Origin of the sequence: Parapusillimonas granuli (genome assembly GCF_013416525.1) — a bacterium.
GTDB lineage: Bacteria > Pseudomonadota > Gammaproteobacteria > Burkholderiales > Burkholderiaceae_B > Parapusillimonas > Parapusillimonas granuli.
The window spans coordinates 162,432-177,419 of sequence record NZ_JACCEM010000002.1 but is presented as its reverse complement, the minus strand read 5'-3'; the positions used below and the strand labels follow the sequence as shown (position 1 = coordinate 177,419).

At 64.8% G+C, this 14,988-nt stretch carries 14 protein-coding genes and 2 riboswitches; of the genes, 4 read left to right on the top strand and 10 right to left on the bottom strand.

Going from position 1 to position 14,988, the window contains the following annotated elements; genetic code table 11:
• Positions 1–2: 2 nt before the first annotated feature.
• From H0A72_RS03565 to H0A72_RS03555, 3 genes are all read right to left on the bottom strand, one after another.
• The gene (locus H0A72_RS03565) at positions 3–899 is read right to left on the bottom strand and encodes an ABC transporter permease (protein ID WP_180153697.1); all 897 of its coding nucleotides are present in this window, start codon (positions 897–899) and stop codon (positions 3–5) included.
• Positions 900–902: 3 nt separating this feature from the next.
• Entirely contained in the window at positions 903–1,820 is a 918-nt protein-coding gene (locus H0A72_RS03560; RefSeq protein WP_180153696.1) for an ABC transporter permease, read from the bottom strand.
• A 90-nt stretch (positions 1,821–1,910) separates the two neighbouring features.
• Positions 1,911–3,473 carry an ABC transporter substrate-binding protein gene (locus H0A72_RS03555; RefSeq protein ID WP_180153695.1) on the bottom strand — a complete coding sequence of 521 codons (1,563 nt, stop codon included), beginning with the start codon at positions 3,471–3,473 and terminating at the stop codon, positions 1,911–1,913.
• 192 nt (positions 3,474–3,665) lie between these two features.
• On the opposite strand from H0A72_RS03555, the gene H0A72_RS03550 reads away from it, so the two are divergent.
• Positions 3,666–4,724 (top strand): serine hydrolase domain-containing protein, encoded by a 1,059-nt coding sequence (locus H0A72_RS03550; RefSeq protein ID WP_180153694.1) that lies wholly within the window; start codon positions 3,666–3,668, stop codon positions 4,722–4,724.
• A 30-nt stretch (positions 4,725–4,754) separates the two neighbouring features.
• Here H0A72_RS03550 and H0A72_RS03545 read toward each other — a convergent pair whose 3' ends face one another.
• The 4 genes from H0A72_RS03545 to H0A72_RS03530 all read right to left on the bottom strand — a co-directional run bounded on the left by H0A72_RS03545 (position 4,755) and on the right by H0A72_RS03530 (position 9,270).
• Complete coding sequence (locus H0A72_RS03545) at positions 4,755–5,366, bottom strand: hypothetical protein (protein WP_180153693.1); 612 nt, start codon at positions 5,364–5,366, stop codon at positions 4,755–4,757.
• 156 nt (positions 5,367–5,522) lie between these two features.
• Positions 5,523–6,527 carry an extracellular solute-binding protein gene (locus H0A72_RS03540; RefSeq protein ID WP_180153692.1) on the bottom strand — a complete coding sequence of 335 codons (1,005 nt, stop codon included), beginning with the start codon at positions 6,525–6,527 and terminating at the stop codon, positions 5,523–5,525.
• Between the two features lie 22 nt (positions 6,528–6,549).
• Complete coding sequence (locus tag H0A72_RS03535; protein WP_180153691.1) at positions 6,550–8,214, bottom strand: ABC transporter permease; 1,665 nt, start codon at positions 8,212–8,214, stop codon at positions 6,550–6,552.
• Positions 8,215–8,220: 6 nt separating this feature from the next.
• The gene (locus tag H0A72_RS03530) at positions 8,221–9,270 is read right to left on the bottom strand and encodes an ABC transporter ATP-binding protein (protein WP_180153690.1); all 1,050 of its coding nucleotides are present in this window, start codon (positions 9,268–9,270) and stop codon (positions 8,221–8,223) included.
• Positions 9,271–9,497: 227 nt separating this feature from the next.
• Here H0A72_RS03530 and H0A72_RS03525 point away from each other — a divergent pair, with 227 nt between their 5' ends.
• Positions 9,498–10,379: a pirin family protein gene (locus H0A72_RS03525; RefSeq protein ID WP_180153689.1), complete on the top strand. Its 882-nt coding sequence runs from the start codon at positions 9,498–9,500 to the stop codon at positions 10,377–10,379.
• Between the two features lie 99 nt (positions 10,380–10,478).
• Complete coding sequence (locus H0A72_RS03520; RefSeq protein ID WP_180153688.1) at positions 10,479–11,357, top strand: ATP adenylyltransferase family protein; 879 nt, start codon at positions 10,479–10,481, stop codon at positions 11,355–11,357.
• Between the two features lie 25 nt (positions 11,358–11,382).
• Here H0A72_RS03520 and H0A72_RS03515 read toward each other — a convergent pair whose 3' ends face one another.
• Together H0A72_RS03515 and H0A72_RS03510 are read right to left on the bottom strand one after the other, a co-directional pair.
• Entirely contained in the window at positions 11,383–11,889 is a 507-nt protein-coding gene (locus H0A72_RS03515; protein ID WP_425502463.1) for a YkgJ family cysteine cluster protein, read from the bottom strand.
• A 73-nt stretch (positions 11,890–11,962) separates the two neighbouring features.
• The gene (locus H0A72_RS03510) at positions 11,963–13,210 is read right to left on the bottom strand and encodes a D-amino acid dehydrogenase (RefSeq protein ID WP_180153687.1); all 1,248 of its coding nucleotides are present in this window, start codon (positions 13,208–13,210) and stop codon (positions 11,963–11,965) included.
• A gap of 39 nt (positions 13,211–13,249) precedes the next feature.
• Positions 13,250–13,342, bottom strand: a riboswitch (glycine riboswitch).
• Positions 13,343–13,433: riboswitch (glycine riboswitch) on the bottom strand. It lies immediately after the preceding riboswitch.
• Between the two features lie 163 nt (positions 13,434–13,596).
• Between H0A72_RS03510 and H0A72_RS03505 the strand changes: the two genes are divergently transcribed.
• On the top strand, positions 13,597–14,079 hold the full coding sequence (locus tag H0A72_RS03505) for a PACE efflux transporter (protein ID WP_180153686.1): 483 nt from the start codon (positions 13,597–13,599) through the stop codon (positions 14,077–14,079).
• Here H0A72_RS03505 and H0A72_RS03500 read toward each other — a convergent pair.
• Complete coding sequence (locus tag H0A72_RS03500) at positions 14,073–14,981, bottom strand: LysR family transcriptional regulator (protein ID WP_180153685.1); 909 nt, start codon at positions 14,979–14,981, stop codon at positions 14,073–14,075. The two genes, H0A72_RS03505 and H0A72_RS03500, sit on opposite strands and share 7 nt — an antisense overlap.
• Positions 14,982–14,988 lie beyond the last annotated feature (7 nt).

Sequence of the window (14,988 nt, the reverse complement as noted above, 5' to 3'; positions counted from 1 at the left end):
GGTCATGCCCTCTCGTCCGGCGTCAGCAACTGGTGCAGGCCATCGCCCGCGAGATTGATGGCGAAGATCAGCAGCGCGAGCGCCGTGCCGGGAATCGCGATCAGCCAGAAGGAAAAGAACATGTAGGCCTTGGCTTCGGAAATCATCAGGCCCCAGGACGGCAGGGGCGGCTGGACGCCCAGCCCCAGGAAGGACAGCGCCGCTTCGAGCAGGATGGCGCTGGCCGCTTCGAGGGTGGCGATCACGATCAAGTGGGGCACGACGTTGGGCAGCACTTCGGTCAGGACGATGCGCAGCGTGGACGCGCCGGCCGACTGCGCGGCGGCGATGTATTCCAGCGAGCGCACCTGCTGGGTCGCGCTGCGCATGACGACGGCGAAGCGGTCCCATTTCAGCAGGCCCAGCACCAGGATCACGACGGTCAGCGAGCCGCCCACGATGGCCACCGTGGCCAGCGCCACCAGGATGACGGGCATGGACAGGCGCGTGGTGACCAGGAAGGAGACGAACATGTCGGTCTTGCCGCCGAAGTAGCCGGCGAGCAGGCCCATGGTGGTGCCGATGAGGCCCGAGATGAGCGCCACGCTGACGCCGATCAGCAGCGAGATGCGCGCGCCGTAGAACAGGCGCGACAGGTAGTCGCGCCCCAGCTGGTCGGTGCCCAGGGGATGCAGCCAGGAGCCTTTTTCGTACCAGACCGGCGGGATCGTGCGGTTGGCCAGGTTTTGCGTATAGGGATCGTGCGGGGAGATCCAGGGCGCCAGCAGCGCGATCAGCACGATCAGCAGCAGCAGGCCGCCGCCGAACGCCAGGGCCCGGTTCTGCCCGAGGCGCCGCCACACGGAGCGCCGCTGGCCGGCGCCGGCGGCGGGAGACGGAAGAGTGGTGGGTATGGCCATAGGTCAGGATACTCGTATGCGGGGGTCCAGCCAGGCATTGGCTATGTCGGAGGCCAGCGTCAGCAGCACGTAGATGACGGACAGCAGCAGCACGATGGTCTGCATGACGGGGTAGTCCTTGAAGGTGATGCTTTGATAGGCGAGATAGCCCAGGCCGTCCAGCGCGAAAATGGTCTCGATGACGACGGAGCCGCCCAGCAGATAGCCCAGCTGGACGGCGGCCAGCGCCACCACGGGGACGATGGCGTTGCGCAGCGCATGCTTGAACACCACGCTGCGCACCGGCAGGCCCTTCGCCCGGGCGGTGCGTATGTAGTCGGCGCCGAGCACTTCGATCATGCCGGCGCGGATCAGGCGCATGAAGGCCGGGGCGACGTAATAGCCCAGGGCGATGGAGGGCATGACGAGATGCTGCCAGGTGCCGCTGCCCGACACGGGCAGGAGCCGCCACGATATGGACAGCAGCATGATGAGCAGCAGGGCGAAAAAGAAATTGGGCAAGGCCTGGCCCAGCACGGCGATGGCCAGGCAAAGGCGGTCGATCCAGCTGTTCTTGTAGATGGCGGCAAGCACGCCCAGCGGAATGGACACGGCCAGCGCGACGCCCAGGGCACAGACGCCCAGCATCAGCGTGGTGCCGATCTTGTCGAGTATCAGCGCGCCCACGTCGGTCTTGAAATACACCGAGGTGCCGAAATTCCCGTTCAGCAGGTTCCACAGCCAATCGGCGTACTGGACGGCGATGGGGCGGTCCAGGCCGTAGGCCTTGCGTATCATTTCTATGTCGGCCTGGCGGGCGCCTTCGCCCGCCAGGGCAATGGCGGGATCACCCGACAGGTGCAGCAATAAGTAAGCAATGATGGAGACGGTAAGCGCCACCAACAGAGCCAGACCAATGCGCTTCAGCATGTACATCAGCATTGAGCGTGCCTCTATGGTTCACTGGAAAAAAACGGCTGCGCCGCAGCGGAGCCGCGGCGGGGGCCGGCCCGCCGCGCGCCCTGCGCAGGCTTACTTCCAGCCCATTTCCCAGAAGCGGACCAGTTCGTCCGGGTACGGCTTGAACGATACTTCCTTGCTTGCCACGTAATACACCGGCAGCGACCACAGCGGCACGGCGTAGGCGCGTTCCGCGATCAGGCCCAGGGCCTTCTTGTAGGCTTCCTTGCGCTGGGCTTCGTCGATGGTGCGGTCGCCCTTGTCGAGCAGGTCGCGGACTTCGGGGTCGCGGGTGATGTCGTCGTTGCCGAAGGAGAAATACACCGGCGTGGAGGCCGAGACGTCGTTCACCAGGTTGGAGCCCCAGGTCTGGTGGGTCAGGGAGGCCTTGTTGGCGCGGATCATGTCGCGCATGGCGGCGTACTGCAGGAAGTTCAGCTTGGGCTTGATGCCGACCGCCTGGAGATAATTGATGATGGCCTCGGTCTGGTTGCGTTCGCGGTAGGCGACTAGGTCGATGTCGAAACCGTTCGGGTAGCCGGCCTCGGCGAGCAGCTTCTTGGCCTTGGCGGGATCGTATTCGTACACGGTCGCGCCTTCATCGGTGCAGCCCACCTGCGAGGGCGTGCAGATGGTGTTCAGGATTTCCGAGCCTTCCCCCACGATGTTCTTGATGATGGCGTTGCGGTCGATGGCGTGGTTGATCGCCTTGCGCACGCGCACGTCCTTCAGCTGGGGCGCCGGGGTGCCGTCGAGAATGTTCATCTGCATGAAGACGATGCGCATGGTGTTGCCGCTGACGACTTGCAGATTGGGCATGGACTTGAGCTGCTCGGCCTGGTCCTTGGGCACGTGCATGATGAAGTCCTGGCCGCCGGAAATGACTTCGGCCATCTGGGTCTGGCGGTCGGGGATGAAGCGGATCTGCACCTTGCCTATGGTGGGCTGGCGCTTGGGCGAATCCTTGAAGTAGTCGGCGTTGCGTTCCAGCGTGATCGATTTGCCGGGCACGTATTCCGCAACCTTGTAGGGCCCCGTGCCGACCGGCTTGGCGTTCATGCCCTGAGGGCCGACTTCCTTGTAGTACTTGGCGGGGTGGATGGCGACCGTGGTCGACAGGTATTCCTTGGCGCCGGGGAAGGGCTCCTTGCTGATGATGCGCACCTTGTACTTGCCGAGCTTCTCGACCTTGTCGATCCAGCGCACGTTCTGCTGCGTGGTCGCCTTGTTGGCGGGATCCGATACGTAGGTGAGCGTATAGACCACGGAGTCGGCGTCGAATTCTTCGCCGTTATGGAATTTCACGCCTTCGCGCAGTTCGAGTTCCAGCGTGCGGTCGTCGATCTGCTTCCAGCTCTTGGCCAGCTGGCCGACGTATTCGTTGGTGAGCGGGTCGCGATAGAGCAGGGTGTCCCAGACGTTGGCGGCGATGATCACGCCGATGCGGACGTTGTTGAAGTACGGGTCCACGCTTTCGGGCGCCTGGTCGTAGGCCATGCGCAGGGTATCGGACTTCTTGTCGGCCAGCGCCAGCGTGCTGGTGCTCAGCAGCCCGGCTGCCAGCAGGCAGGCGGCGATGCCCCGGCCGGCTTTCTTGAACGTAGGAACGGGCCGTGGCGATTTTTTGAACTCCATGTGTCTTCTCCTTGATGGGTGATCGTGCCTTTGAGCATTATGTTCCGTCTGTGTCGGCGGTCAAACCTTATCACGCACGTAAAAGGCTTGCGCATGCTCTTCAGGGTGCTTATTATGGTTCGAAATTGGTATTTTGTATACAAATGACACGAATTCATTTGATTTTTGTAAAACGTTCGGGAGCTAGATCTGATGCAAAGCAATGCAGCATTCCAGGAGGCGGTGCAATTCGCCGTCGACCACGAATCCGCCTGGGATCGTGAGGTCAGCGGTGTTTGGGGCGTGCATCTGCAGGACCCGCCGCCATGGAACCGCCTTTTCGGGCCGGTGCACGACCGCGGCCCCGTCAGCGGCACGGTGGTGGTCGACGGCAAGACGGTGGCCTCCTGGGGCGAGCCCCGGCGCTCCGACCTGACCTTCAGCGTGGCCAAGACCTACCTCGCCCTGCTGGCCGGCATCGCGCACGACCGCGGCCTGCTGCCCGACGTGCACGAGCCGGTGGGCAAGCGGCTGCCCGGCATCGGGTTCGACAGCGGCAACAATGCGCTCGTCACCTGGGAACACCTGCTGCAGCAGACGAGCGAATGGGAAGGCGAGCTGTTCGGCATCCCCGACCAGGCGGACCGCTATCGCGCTGTCACCTTCGGCAAGGCGCCCGACGGCCGCAAGGGCGACGCGCGGCCGTTGCAGAAGCCGGGCACTTACTGGGAATACAACGACGTGCGCATCAACCAGTTGTCGCTGTCGCTGCTGCATCTGTTCCAGCGGCCGCTGCCGGAGGTCTTCGGCGAGTCCATCATGGGGCCGGTGGGCGCCGCGGATCCCTGGCAGTGGGTGGGCTACGACAATGCCTGGGTAGAGGTGGCGGGCCGCAGGGTGCAGTCGGTGCCGGGCGGCACGCACTGGGGCGGCGGGCTGTCCATCAGCGCCGAGGACCAGGCCAGGATCGGGCAGATGATGCTCAATGAAGGCCGCGTCGGGGACAAGCAGGTGATTTCGCGGGAATGGATACAGCGGATGCGCCGGCCTTGCGATCTGGCGCCGTATTATGGCTATCTGATCTGGCTGAATCATCAGCGCAAGGTGTTTCCGAGCGTGCCCGAATCCAGCTATTTTGCGATCGGGGCGGGCAGTTCGTTCACTTGGATAGAGCCCGAAAGGCGCATGGTCGCGGTTGTGCGGTGGCTCAATTCGGAATATGCGGATGGCTTGTTCGGGCGGATACTGAAGGCGGTCGATTCGCTGGCCTAGAGGCGGGGGGCGGGGTCCCGCCCCTGCGCCTCAGAACTGGAAATTCTCCTTGATGACCTGCTCGAACGCATCTTCCACGGGCACGCCCGCACGCATCAGCGCGCTGATCTCCTGCGAATACTTCGTGATGCCGTCCGGGAAAGCATCGCGGTTGGCCTTGTAGTATGCGTATTTTTCCCGCTCGATCGCATCCACGTCGGCAGCGGGGGCCGCGGCGGCGCTGCGGCGCATGCTGACGCCGGTCAGGCGCTCCAGGTCCGAGAGGCCGGCGTCGTCGTCCGTGTCCCGGGCGGGGCCGGCGCTCGCCACGCGGCGGGCGGCGCCGCGGGCCGTCCGGGCGGCGCGGGCGGGCTTGCCGGCGCCCAGCATGGCGGCCCGGATGGTTTCCAGGGAATAGACCGGCGTCAGTTCGTCGCCGACATTGCCGTTTTCGTTCAGACGCAGGATCAGATGCCTGTCATCGAAGGCCATCTTCCGGTCCGTCGGACCGATGACCTGGTAATTGGGACGAGCGGCTTTATTGGGGAGTTCGAACTGGATCCGGTCGCCGTAGGACTGCATCTTTTCCAAGACCTCTTTCAGAAAGTCCGGAGAAAGGGAGTCCAGATCGCCGTTCCAGCGTTTGCTTCGTTTCGTAGTCAAAATGCGTGTGTTCCGATGGTGATGCCTGAATCCCGGGCCCGCCGTGGGCGGATGCGCCGGCAGCCAGAATTGTACGCGTGAAGATTCCCTAAAAAAAAGCCCGTTTCTAAAAAAACGGGCTCGAGTGTTGCAAGAATGTGAAGCGGCGCGGAATGCTTATTTGCCCGCCGCCTCGGTCGCCTTCTTCCAGGCCGCGATGATGTTGTCGTATTCGGCGGCCGCCTTCAGCGGGTCGGTCTTCTCGATCTTGATGTCGCTCAGGTTCGGCAGCTTGGTCAGCTTGGCGACATCGATGTCCGCGCGCGTCGGGCGGCGGAAGTTGTGCACCAGCTCGGCTTCCTGCACCGCCTTGGAGAGCAGGACGTCATACAGCTTGTGCGCGGCCGCCGCGCCGTTCTTCGGGTTCTTGATGACCGCCACGGCTTCGGGCGCCACGAACACGCCGTCTTCCGGATAGACGATGCGGATCTCCTTCTGCCCGCCCGCCACATAGGCATAGGCGGCGTATTCCATGGTCACGCCCACGGCGTATTCCCCGTTGGCGACGCTCTTGTAGATCTGCGCGGAGCTCTTGGAGATGTCGGCGTTGGCGACCAGCTTGTTGAAGCCTTCCTGGCCGTAGAGCTGGTGGATGCCGTACATCTGGTCGTAGGTGCTGCCCGAGGTGGCGGGGTCGCCGACGATCAGCTTGCCCTTCCACTTGGGATCGAACAGGTCTTTCCAGGTCTTGGGCGCTTCCAGGCCCTTGAGCTGCTTTTCGTTGACCATGATGATCATGACGTGGGCATTGGTGCCGGTCCACAGGTGATCGGGGCCGATGAACGCGGCGTCCACGCCTTTGGCTTCGGGCGATTCATAGGGCTGGAAGTTCTGCTTGAAGGCGGCCATGGTGCCGAAGCCCGCGCCCCAGACGACGTCGCCCAGGGGGTTGCCCGCCTCGGCCTCGATGCGCTTCATGAGCGCGCCCGTGCCGGAGGTGACCTTCTGTATGGACAGGTCCGGAGCGGCTTTCTTGGCGATGTCCAGGGCGGTGTCTATGGTCTGGACGTTGTTCGACGTGTAGACGACGGCTTCGGCGGCGATCGCCGCCCGGCCCAGCAGGAGCGCGGCGCCGCCGATCGCGGCGGCCATGCAATGCTTGGCAAAACGTTGGCTGAACATGTGTAGTTCCTCGAAGTTAAGGTTAGCGGCTGGAGAACAGATCCAGTTTCAAGAATCGGACGGCCAGGTAGATCGGCACGAGAATGACGAACATGAGTATGACGCCGTAGGCCGACGCGCGCGCCAGATAGCCGGCGTCGATCTGGCGGAACATTTCGATGGGCATGGTTTCCATGCCTCCGTAGTAAAGAACGATGGTGGCCGAGATTTCGGCGAGCGACGTCACCCACATCAGGATCGCGGCGCCCAGGATGGCGGGTTTCATCACCGGCAGGACCACCTTGAAAAAGCTGGCGATGGGCGACACGCCCAGGTTGATCGAAGCTTCTTCGATGGAATCGGGAATGCTGTACAGAGAGGCCGAGGCCGACCGGATGGAGAACGGCACTTTGCGCACGAAGTACGCGGCCGCCATGATGACCCAGGTGCCGGTCAGGATGATCATCCCGCTGTTGTAGGTGTGTATCAGCGCGATGCCCAGCACGGTGCCCGAGATCGCCAGCGGCAGCATCACGACGTAGTCCAGGGTGGACACCACCCACATGCGCTTCTTGACGATCAGGTAGCTGGTGAGGGTGGCGAAGCAGGTGCCGGCCACGGCGGCCACGCTGGCGAGCATGAGCGAATTCAGGATGGGTTCGGGCGCGTTGCGCAGCGCGCGCTCCATGTTTTCCAGCGTGAAGGTCCCATACTGCATGACGGGCCCGCTCGCCTTGGTGAAGGCGCCCACGATCACGGTGACCGCAGGAATCATGGTGAAGGCCACGAACAGCACGGCCCAGGCGGTGAGCGCCGCGGCGGCCAGGCCTTTCGTGCGCACGGCCAGCGGCGCCCGGCCTTGCTGCATCTGGTAGGTCTTGCGTTCGACCACGCGCTTCTGGATGAACAGCACGAAGCCCACCAGCACCACGGAGACGACGGCCAGCACGCTCTGCATGGTCGGGTTCCCGCCCATTTCGGAAAGGAAGGTCGTGTAGGTGAGCGACGAGAGCACGTCGACCCGGCCGCCCAGAATCATGGGGATCGAGAAGTTGTCCACCGCCAGCGTGAAGACGATCATGGCGTTGACCAGCAGGGCCGGCGCCAGCACCGGCAGGGTGACCGTCAGCGCGCGGCGCAGATTGCTCGCGCCCAGGTTGACGGCGGCTTCCTCTATCGTGCCGTCGATGGCCTTCAACGCGGCAAGCATGCCGATGTACACATAGGTGTAGTCGTTCAGGATCAGCGTGTAGGTCATACCGAACCAGCCGTAGAACGAGGGCAGGTCGATGCCTATGCTTTCCAGCGCATGGCGCGCGATGCCGTTGTTGCCGAGCAGCATCAGCCAGGCTTGCGACACCACGATGTCCGGCAGGATGATGGTCGCCAGCGGAAGCAGGGCGACGATGGTCTTGCCCGGAAATTCGTAGCGCGCCACGATATAGGCCAGGGGCGCGCCCAGCAGCAGGCAGCCCAGGGTCGAGACGGCGCCCAGCATGACGGTGTTGAAGAACGCGCCCACATAGCGCGGGCTATCGAAGAAGGTCTGGAAACCGTGCAGGCTGAACGCGCCGGTCTTCGGATCCAGCACGCTTTGGTGGAACAAGGCCGCAAGCGGCCACAAGACCAGGGCGACCAGTACCAGCAGGCATAGCAGCGCCGGCAGGAACCAGGGCGAGAGGCTTTTTTTGAAGGAAAGGGCTGGCATGGTCTGCTATGCGCGCACCAGGCGGCAATCGGGGCTGAAGCTCAGGAACACCGGGCTTCCCGGGCTGTGGATGGGGTCGCTCGCCGCCGGCAGGTCGGCATTGATGATCTTGCCGTCGGCGAGGCGCAGGGCGTAGGTCGCCTTGAAGCCGAGATAGCGCCGGTGCACCACCTGGGCGGGAACGCGCGCATCGGCCGCGTCGGTATGCACGCCGATGTGCTCGGGCCGCGCCGCCAGCTGGCAGGCGTCGCCGCGGGGCGCGCCCGGAATGGCGACTCGGCCGCCGGCGATGGCCACCACGGTGCGCCCGCCGTCCGCTTGCTGGCCCTGCACGTCGATCAGGTTGGCGGCGCCGATGAAGTCGGCCGCATAGGCGGTGACGGGCGAGCCGTACAGGCCTTCGGGCGTGTCCAGCTGGTCTATCCGGCCGCTGCGCAGCAGCGCGATCCGGTCCGACATCGACAAGGCCTCTTCCTGGTCGTGCGTGACGAAAATGGCGGTGATGTTGGCTTCCTGCTGCAGCTGGCGGATGACGTCCCGCATTTGTATGCGCAGCTTCGCGTCCAGGTTGGACAAGGGCTCGTCCATCAGCAGCACCCGGGGCTCGATGACCAGCGCCCGCGCCAGCGCCACCCGCTGGCGCTGCCCGCCGGAAAGCTCGCCCGGATAGCGCTTGGCCAGGTGCCCCAGCTCGACGCGCGCGAGGATCCCGCCGACTTTCCTGTCGATCTCCTGGCTGGAAAGCTTGCGCACCCGCAGGCCGTAGGCCACGTTGTCATAGACGGTCTTGTCGGGAAACAGGGCATAGTCCTGGAAGACCATGCCGGTCTCGCGCTTGTGCGCGGGCAGGCGCGTGATGTCCTGCTTGTCCAGGAAAAGGCGGCCTTCGTCCGGGACGATGAAGCCGGCGATCATGCGCAGCAGGGTCGTTTTCCCGCAGCCGCTGGGCCCCAGCAGGGTGAAGAACTCGCCGTGCCGCACCTTGAGGTCGAGGCGATCGATGATCGTCACGTCGCCGTAACGTTTGCTGACGCCTTCTATTGATATTTCTGCCATAAGATCTTTTGGAGCGCGCTCCGGAGGTCATGTTCGAATGCCCGGATTGTGACAGAAAAAAGTCTGTATATGACAGCGGTAATCAAAAATTGGCTTCAATTTTGGAACGATGACTTGCAGGTTTGGTGGCTTATGGCCGGTTCTGGAACTATCTATAATCGATTCATCGAGGTCGCGGCCGCTGCTCCCGGCGGCCGCGACGCCCAAGCCATTCACTGGAGAACACCATGAATACCGTCGCATCCATCCCTGCCCGGCAGGAAACCGTAACCCGCCCGCGGCCCGTCGAACGCGTGCTGCGCGGCCAGGCCACGTCCGACGGCGCGGGCGTCAAGCTGACCCGCGTCCTGACCCAGGACCTGCAGAAACGGCTGGACCCCTTCCTGATGCTCGACAACTTCGGCACCGACAACCCTGAAGACTATATCGGCGGCTTTCCCGATCATCCCCACCGTGGATTCGAAACCATCACCTACATGATCTCGGGCCGCATGCGCCATCGCGACAGCGCGGGCAACGAAGGCCTGCTGCAGAACGGCGGCGTCCAATGGATGACCGCCGGCCGCGGGGTGGTGCATTCAGAGCTGCCCGAACAGGAAGAGGGCAGCATGGAAGGCTTCCAGCTGTGGCTGAACCTGCCCGCCCGCAACAAGATGGTCGCGCCCTGGTACAAGGACATCCAGAGCGACGCCATCCCCGAGGTCGCGCCGGCGCAAGGCGTGAAGGCGCGCGTCATCGCCGGGCGCAGCCACGGCGTGCAGGGCGCGATGCAGCGCGAGGTGACGGAGCCGCTTTATCTGGACATCCACTTCGACGGCGCCGGCGAATTCCGGCAATCCATCGCGCCCGGCGCCAACGCCTTCGTCTATGTCTACCGGGGCCAGGTGGAAGTGGGCGGCAAGCCCGTCGAACTGCATCGCATGGCCATACTCGCCAACGATGCCGACGCGGACGGCGTGGTCATCGAGGCACGGGGCCCGGCGCGCGCGCTGCTGATCGCGGGCATGCCCCTGCACGAGCCCATCGCCCAGTACGGCCCCTTCGTGATGAACACCAAGGAAGAGCTGATGGCCGCTTTCTCGGACTACCAGGCCGGCAAGTTCGTCTAGGGCCCGCCAACGCTGACGAGGTCCAGCGCGGGCGGCTTCGGATACGGCCGGTCCCGCCGTACAATGGCCCGCGTGAGCACTCGGCAACAGGGGGAAAGCATGACGACCGCATTCATGAAAGCCGTTGATGAACGCGCCGCCGCCGCGCTGGCATCGGGCGCGCTGCAGCCCATACAGGCGGAACAGATCGAAATCACCGACGGCGGCCTGCCGTTCATGGTCCGCTGGCTGGCTTCGCTGGCCGCGAAAGACGAAGCCAAGCCCGCCGTCATGCCGGGCGGCCCGCGCGACCCGGATTTCAATCCCTTCCTGTCGCCCGAGCCGGCGCTGACGGTCGGCCCCTTCGGCGACCACCATGTCGCCATCCTGAACAAATTCCCGGTATGCGACCGCCACCTGGTCCTGGCGCGCCGGGAATTCCAGGAACAGCGGCTGCCGCTGGCCTATGAGGATTTCTGGGTGCTGGCCAGCCTGCTGTCGGAATCCGGCGGCCTGGGTTTCTACAACGGCGGGGCGCCGGCGGGCGCCAGCCAGCGCCACAAGCACGTGCAATGGCTGCCGGCGGCGCCCGGCAACGCCAGCCTGGACCCGCTGATCGCGCATTTGCCGGCCGATGCGCCCGAGCTGTCGCTGGCGGAGCACGGGGTCCTGCCGGTCCGGCATGTGTTCGCCCGCGTGCTGGCGCAGCGCACGGCCGATGTCGAGGCGTCGGCCGCCAGCATGTCGCGCGCCTATGACCTGGCATGCGCGAAGCTGGGTCTGGAGCCGGACGAGGAGGGGTTGATGCCGCCTTGCAATCTGCTGGTGCAGAACGGCTGGATGCTGCTGGTGCCGAGGCGGCAAGAGCATTCGTACGAGGTGTCGGTCAATGCCCTGGCTTTCGCCGGCGCTTTGTATGTCAGGCATCCCGATCAGGTGGGGCCCATCCGGAAGGCCGGGCCGCTGGCGGTGCTGGCCGAGGCGTCCTGGGCGCGGTGAATTGCGCAGGCGGGGGCCGCCGCGATCAGGCCGCCACGTCCCCATGCTGCGGCGGCGTATTCCCCGGATCCAGTCCGTCGTCCTTCGTGATCGCCGGCAACGGCGGCAAGCCGAATTTCATGCGCACGCGCCGGCAATCCGGATTCGGGGAGCCGTCATCCAGCCACGCCGGAAACTCCCTGCAAGGCGAAGGGCGCTGCTCGTAGATCGCGCAGTGAATCCCTTCCCGCCCCAGTTCCCCCCGCAGCGCGACGCAGCGCTGCCCGCCGTGTTCGGTGCCCTTCATGCAGGCGCGCAAGGGGCCGACTTGCGTCACGAGCTCGGGCGGCACCGTGCCGCCGGCCTCGCCGGCGATTTCACCGCAATAGAAGGACACCCTGAAATGCGCGCAGCACGCGCCGCAACTGAGACAGGGATTGGTGTGGACGTCGTCGTTGGCCGCCGACCTGCCGCGTGGCGACAGGCGCGAAACCTGCGCAAGGAAAGAGCGCTCGTCGAGCATGATGGGTTCGGCACGGGAAATGAAGCGCAAAGTTTACTACGCCGTTTCCCGTGCACGCCGCGCATTGCAGCCGCGCCTTACAAAATAAAACACCGCCCGGAAATCAGGCCGGCACCGCCACCCGTGCCGGCGCCGCGCCGCGGGCGATCTCGTCGACCAGCATCTGCGCCGTGATCGCCGAGAGCGTCCACCCCAGGTGCCCGTGCCCCGTGTTGTAGAAGACGCCGGGCCGCCGTCCCGCCATCACCCGCGGCATCATGTCGGGCATCATGGGGCGCAGCCCCGCCCAGGGAATGACGCGCGAGGTATCGACCTGCGAGAAATGGCGGCGGACCCAGTTCGTCAGCGGCTGTATCCTGTCGGCGCGGATGTCTTTGTTATAGCCGTTGAACTCGGCGGTGCCCGCCACGCGGAAGCGGTCGCGCCCCAGCCGGCTGGTCACGATCTTGGCTTCCTCGTCCAGCAGGCTGACCCAGGGCGCGCCGGCGACGCTTTGCTCGTCTTCCAGCTCGACCGTGATGGAATAGCCCTTCACCGGATAGATGTTCAGGCGATCGCCCAGCATCGAGGCGAATCGCCGGCTGGCGGTGCCGGCGCAGACGATGACGGCGTCGGCGTCCAGGCGCTCCATGGGCCCCGCTGCCCGCGTGATGCTCAGCCTGTGGACTTGGCCGACGGAAGCGATGCCGTCGACTTCCGTGTCCATCAGGAATTGGACGCCCCTGCGTTCGCACGCCTGGGCGAGCCCGCGCGTGAACTTGTGTATGTCGCCCGTGGCGTCGGACGGCGTGTAGAAGCCGCCGTAGCATTCCGTGGTCAGCGTGGGCTCGATGTCGCGCGCTTCGTCGGGCGTGACCTCGTGGCGCTCCAGGCCGCCTTCGCGCAATAGCGCATTGACGCGGCGGCCGGCCTCGAAGCTTTTTTTGTCGTGGAAGACGTGCAGGATGCCGCGCCTTTCCAGGTCGAAGGCTATGCCTTCGTCTTCCGCCATCTTGAACAGATGCTTGCGCGACTCGATGGCCAGCCGCGTGGTGCGCAGCGTGTTCTCGCGATAATTGCCGACGTGGCGCACGAATTCCGCCATCCAGGAATACTTGTGCCAGTTCGGGGAGGGGTTGACCAGCAGCGGGGCGTCGCGGCGCAGCATCCAGCGCATGCCCTTCAGGATGGTCGAGGTGCTGTTCCAGACTTCGGCGTTGCACGCCGACAGCTGGCCGCCGTTCGCGTACGAGGTTTCCATGGCGCAGTAGCGCAGGCGGTCGATGACGGTGACGGAATAGCCCTGCTTGGCGAGGGCATAGGCGGACGTGACGCCGGTGATCCCGGCGCCGATGACGGCGATGTGGTGCATGAGAGCTCCAGGAAAATGTGGTCGCCACCGTATGACGGCGACGCCCCATCTGTCCGTTTACCTGAGAGTTTCACCCGGGCGTGCGCCGGGTTCCCCTTCGGTGGGCGCCAATGCGCCGCTCTCCAGATTGTCCTGATCCTTGCAGTCCTGTGGCCTGAGAGTTTCCGGGGCGGTTGCTCCGTCGGCGCCGGCGCGCGTGGCCGGACTCTTCTGCATGATCGATAGTGAACGGACGCAAGCGTAGCCGGATTGCGCAATAAATTCAATAGGGGATAAACCCGTTGATTCCACGATCTTTCAGTAAAACTGATAGAAGCTGACTTTTTTTTGCATGCTCGCAAAGATATATTTTCACGGTTCAGTCGAGTTTTTCACGGAGTCGCAGCATGCAGGGCCTCAAGCGCAGGGTGGTTTATGTGTCGCTTTATGAATTCATCGCCGTCATCCTGACCAGCGTCGCGCTGGCGATGCTCGGGCACGCGCCGGGGCAGGCGGGCGTCGCGGCCGTCGCCGCGTCCTTGATCGCCGTGGCCTGGAACCTGGTCTGGAATGCCGTCTTTGAATTCTGGGAATCGCGCCAGGCCGTCAAGGGCCGCAGCGTCGGGCGCCGCGTGGCGCACGCCATCGGCTTCGAGGGCGGCCTCATCGTGGCGTTCGTGCCCTTTTTCGCGTGGTGGCTGGAGGTCTCCTGGTGGGAAGCCTTCGTCCTGGACCTGGGCTTCATCGTGTTCTTCCTGGTCTACACCTTTGTGTTCAGCCTGGTTTTCGACAAGGTCTTCGGGCTGCCCGCATCGGCCATGCCGGCGGGATCTTCCGCGAAATCCGGTTCGGCCGCGCGCTGCGCCGGCCCGGCCGCCAAAAGCTATTGACCGCCGACCTGGCGCGGGCCGCGCAGCTGCCGGACCAGCTCGATGAAGCGCCGCGCGCCCAAGCCCAAGGGGCGGTCCCGCAGCCAGACGATGTCCACCCACAGCTGCAGCTGGTTGCTGATGTTCTCGAAAGTGATTTCGGCGAGGGCCCCGCTGTCGGTCAGCGGCTTCACCAGGGAACGCGGAAGATAGGCCCAGCCCAGCCCCGTCCGCACCAGGCTCAGGGTGGCCAGGTAGTTGTCGGTGCGCCATGTCTGCCGCGACACGACCATGCGCGGATCGGTGTCGTGCCCGTCGCGGCTCGCGACGATGATCTGCCGGACGTCGATCAGGTCTTCCTGGCGCGGCATCTTGCGGCCGTTCGAGAACACCGGATGCCCGGGCGCGATGACGGCGACCAGGATTTCGCTGCTGAACTCCTGGAAGGCTTCGTGTTCGTCGGTGCCCGGGCGCTCGAACACGATGGCCAGCTGGGCTGACCCCTGCTGAAGCATGCGCAGCGCATCGGCCTGCGGCGCCGACAGGACCTCCACTTCGAGCGAGGGAAACTCGCTGGAAAGCAGGGCGAGCGGATCGTTCCAGGGCGCCGACAGCAGTTCGGGCGCAATCGCCAGCGTCAGGCGGCTTTCCAGCCCCTTGTGCAGCGCGAGCGCATGGGTCTGCAATTGCCGCAGCTGCCCCGCCAATTGCCGCGCCTGCGGTTCCAGGGCAAGCGCGGCGCTGGTGGGGCGCGGCTCGCGGCCCGAGCGGTCGAACAGGGGCAGGTCCAGCTCCGCCTCGAGCTGGGCGATCATCATGCTGACCGCGGACGGCACCCGGCCGAGCCGGCGGGCGGCGGCCGAGAAACTGCCCGTGTCCAGCACGGCAAGAAAGACCTTGACGTTTTCCGTCGTGAACGCCATGGCGCCG

Excerpts from the sequence above, each read along its gene's own strand:
- H0A72_RS03565 (WP_180153697.1), bottom strand. The coding sequence starts at position 899 with ATGGCCATACCCACCACTCTTCCGTCTCCCGCCGCCGGCGCCGGCCAG.
- H0A72_RS03560 (WP_180153696.1), bottom strand. The coding sequence starts at position 1,820 with ATGCTGATGTACATGCTGAAGCGCATTGGTCTGGCTCTGTTGGTGGCG.
- H0A72_RS03555 (WP_180153695.1), bottom strand. The coding sequence starts at position 3,473 with ATGGAGTTCAAAAAATCGCCACGGCCCGTTCCTACGTTCAAGAAAGCC.
- H0A72_RS03550 (WP_180153694.1), top strand. The coding sequence starts at position 3,666 with ATGCAAAGCAATGCAGCATTCCAGGAGGCGGTGCAATTCGCCGTCGAC.
- H0A72_RS03540 (WP_180153692.1), bottom strand. The coding sequence starts at position 6,527 with ATGTTCAGCCAACGTTTTGCCAAGCATTGCATGGCCGCCGCGATCGGC.
- H0A72_RS03535 (WP_180153691.1), bottom strand. The coding sequence starts at position 8,214 with ATGCCAGCCCTTTCCTTCAAAAAAAGCCTCTCGCCCTGGTTCCTGCCG.
- H0A72_RS03530 (WP_180153690.1), bottom strand. The coding sequence starts at position 9,270 with ATGGCAGAAATATCAATAGAAGGCGTCAGCAAACGTTACGGCGACGTG.
- H0A72_RS03525 (WP_180153689.1), top strand. The coding sequence starts at position 9,498 with ATGAATACCGTCGCATCCATCCCTGCCCGGCAGGAAACCGTAACCCGC.
- H0A72_RS03520 (WP_180153688.1), top strand. The coding sequence starts at position 10,479 with ATGACGACCGCATTCATGAAAGCCGTTGATGAACGCGCCGCCGCCGCG.
- H0A72_RS03510 (WP_180153687.1), bottom strand. The coding sequence starts at position 13,210 with ATGCACCACATCGCCGTCATCGGCGCCGGGATCACCGGCGTCACGTCC.
- H0A72_RS03505 (WP_180153686.1), top strand. The coding sequence starts at position 13,597 with ATGCAGGGCCTCAAGCGCAGGGTGGTTTATGTGTCGCTTTATGAATTC.
- H0A72_RS03500 (WP_180153685.1), bottom strand. The coding sequence starts at position 14,981 with ATGGCGTTCACGACGGAAAACGTCAAGGTCTTTCTTGCCGTGCTGGAC.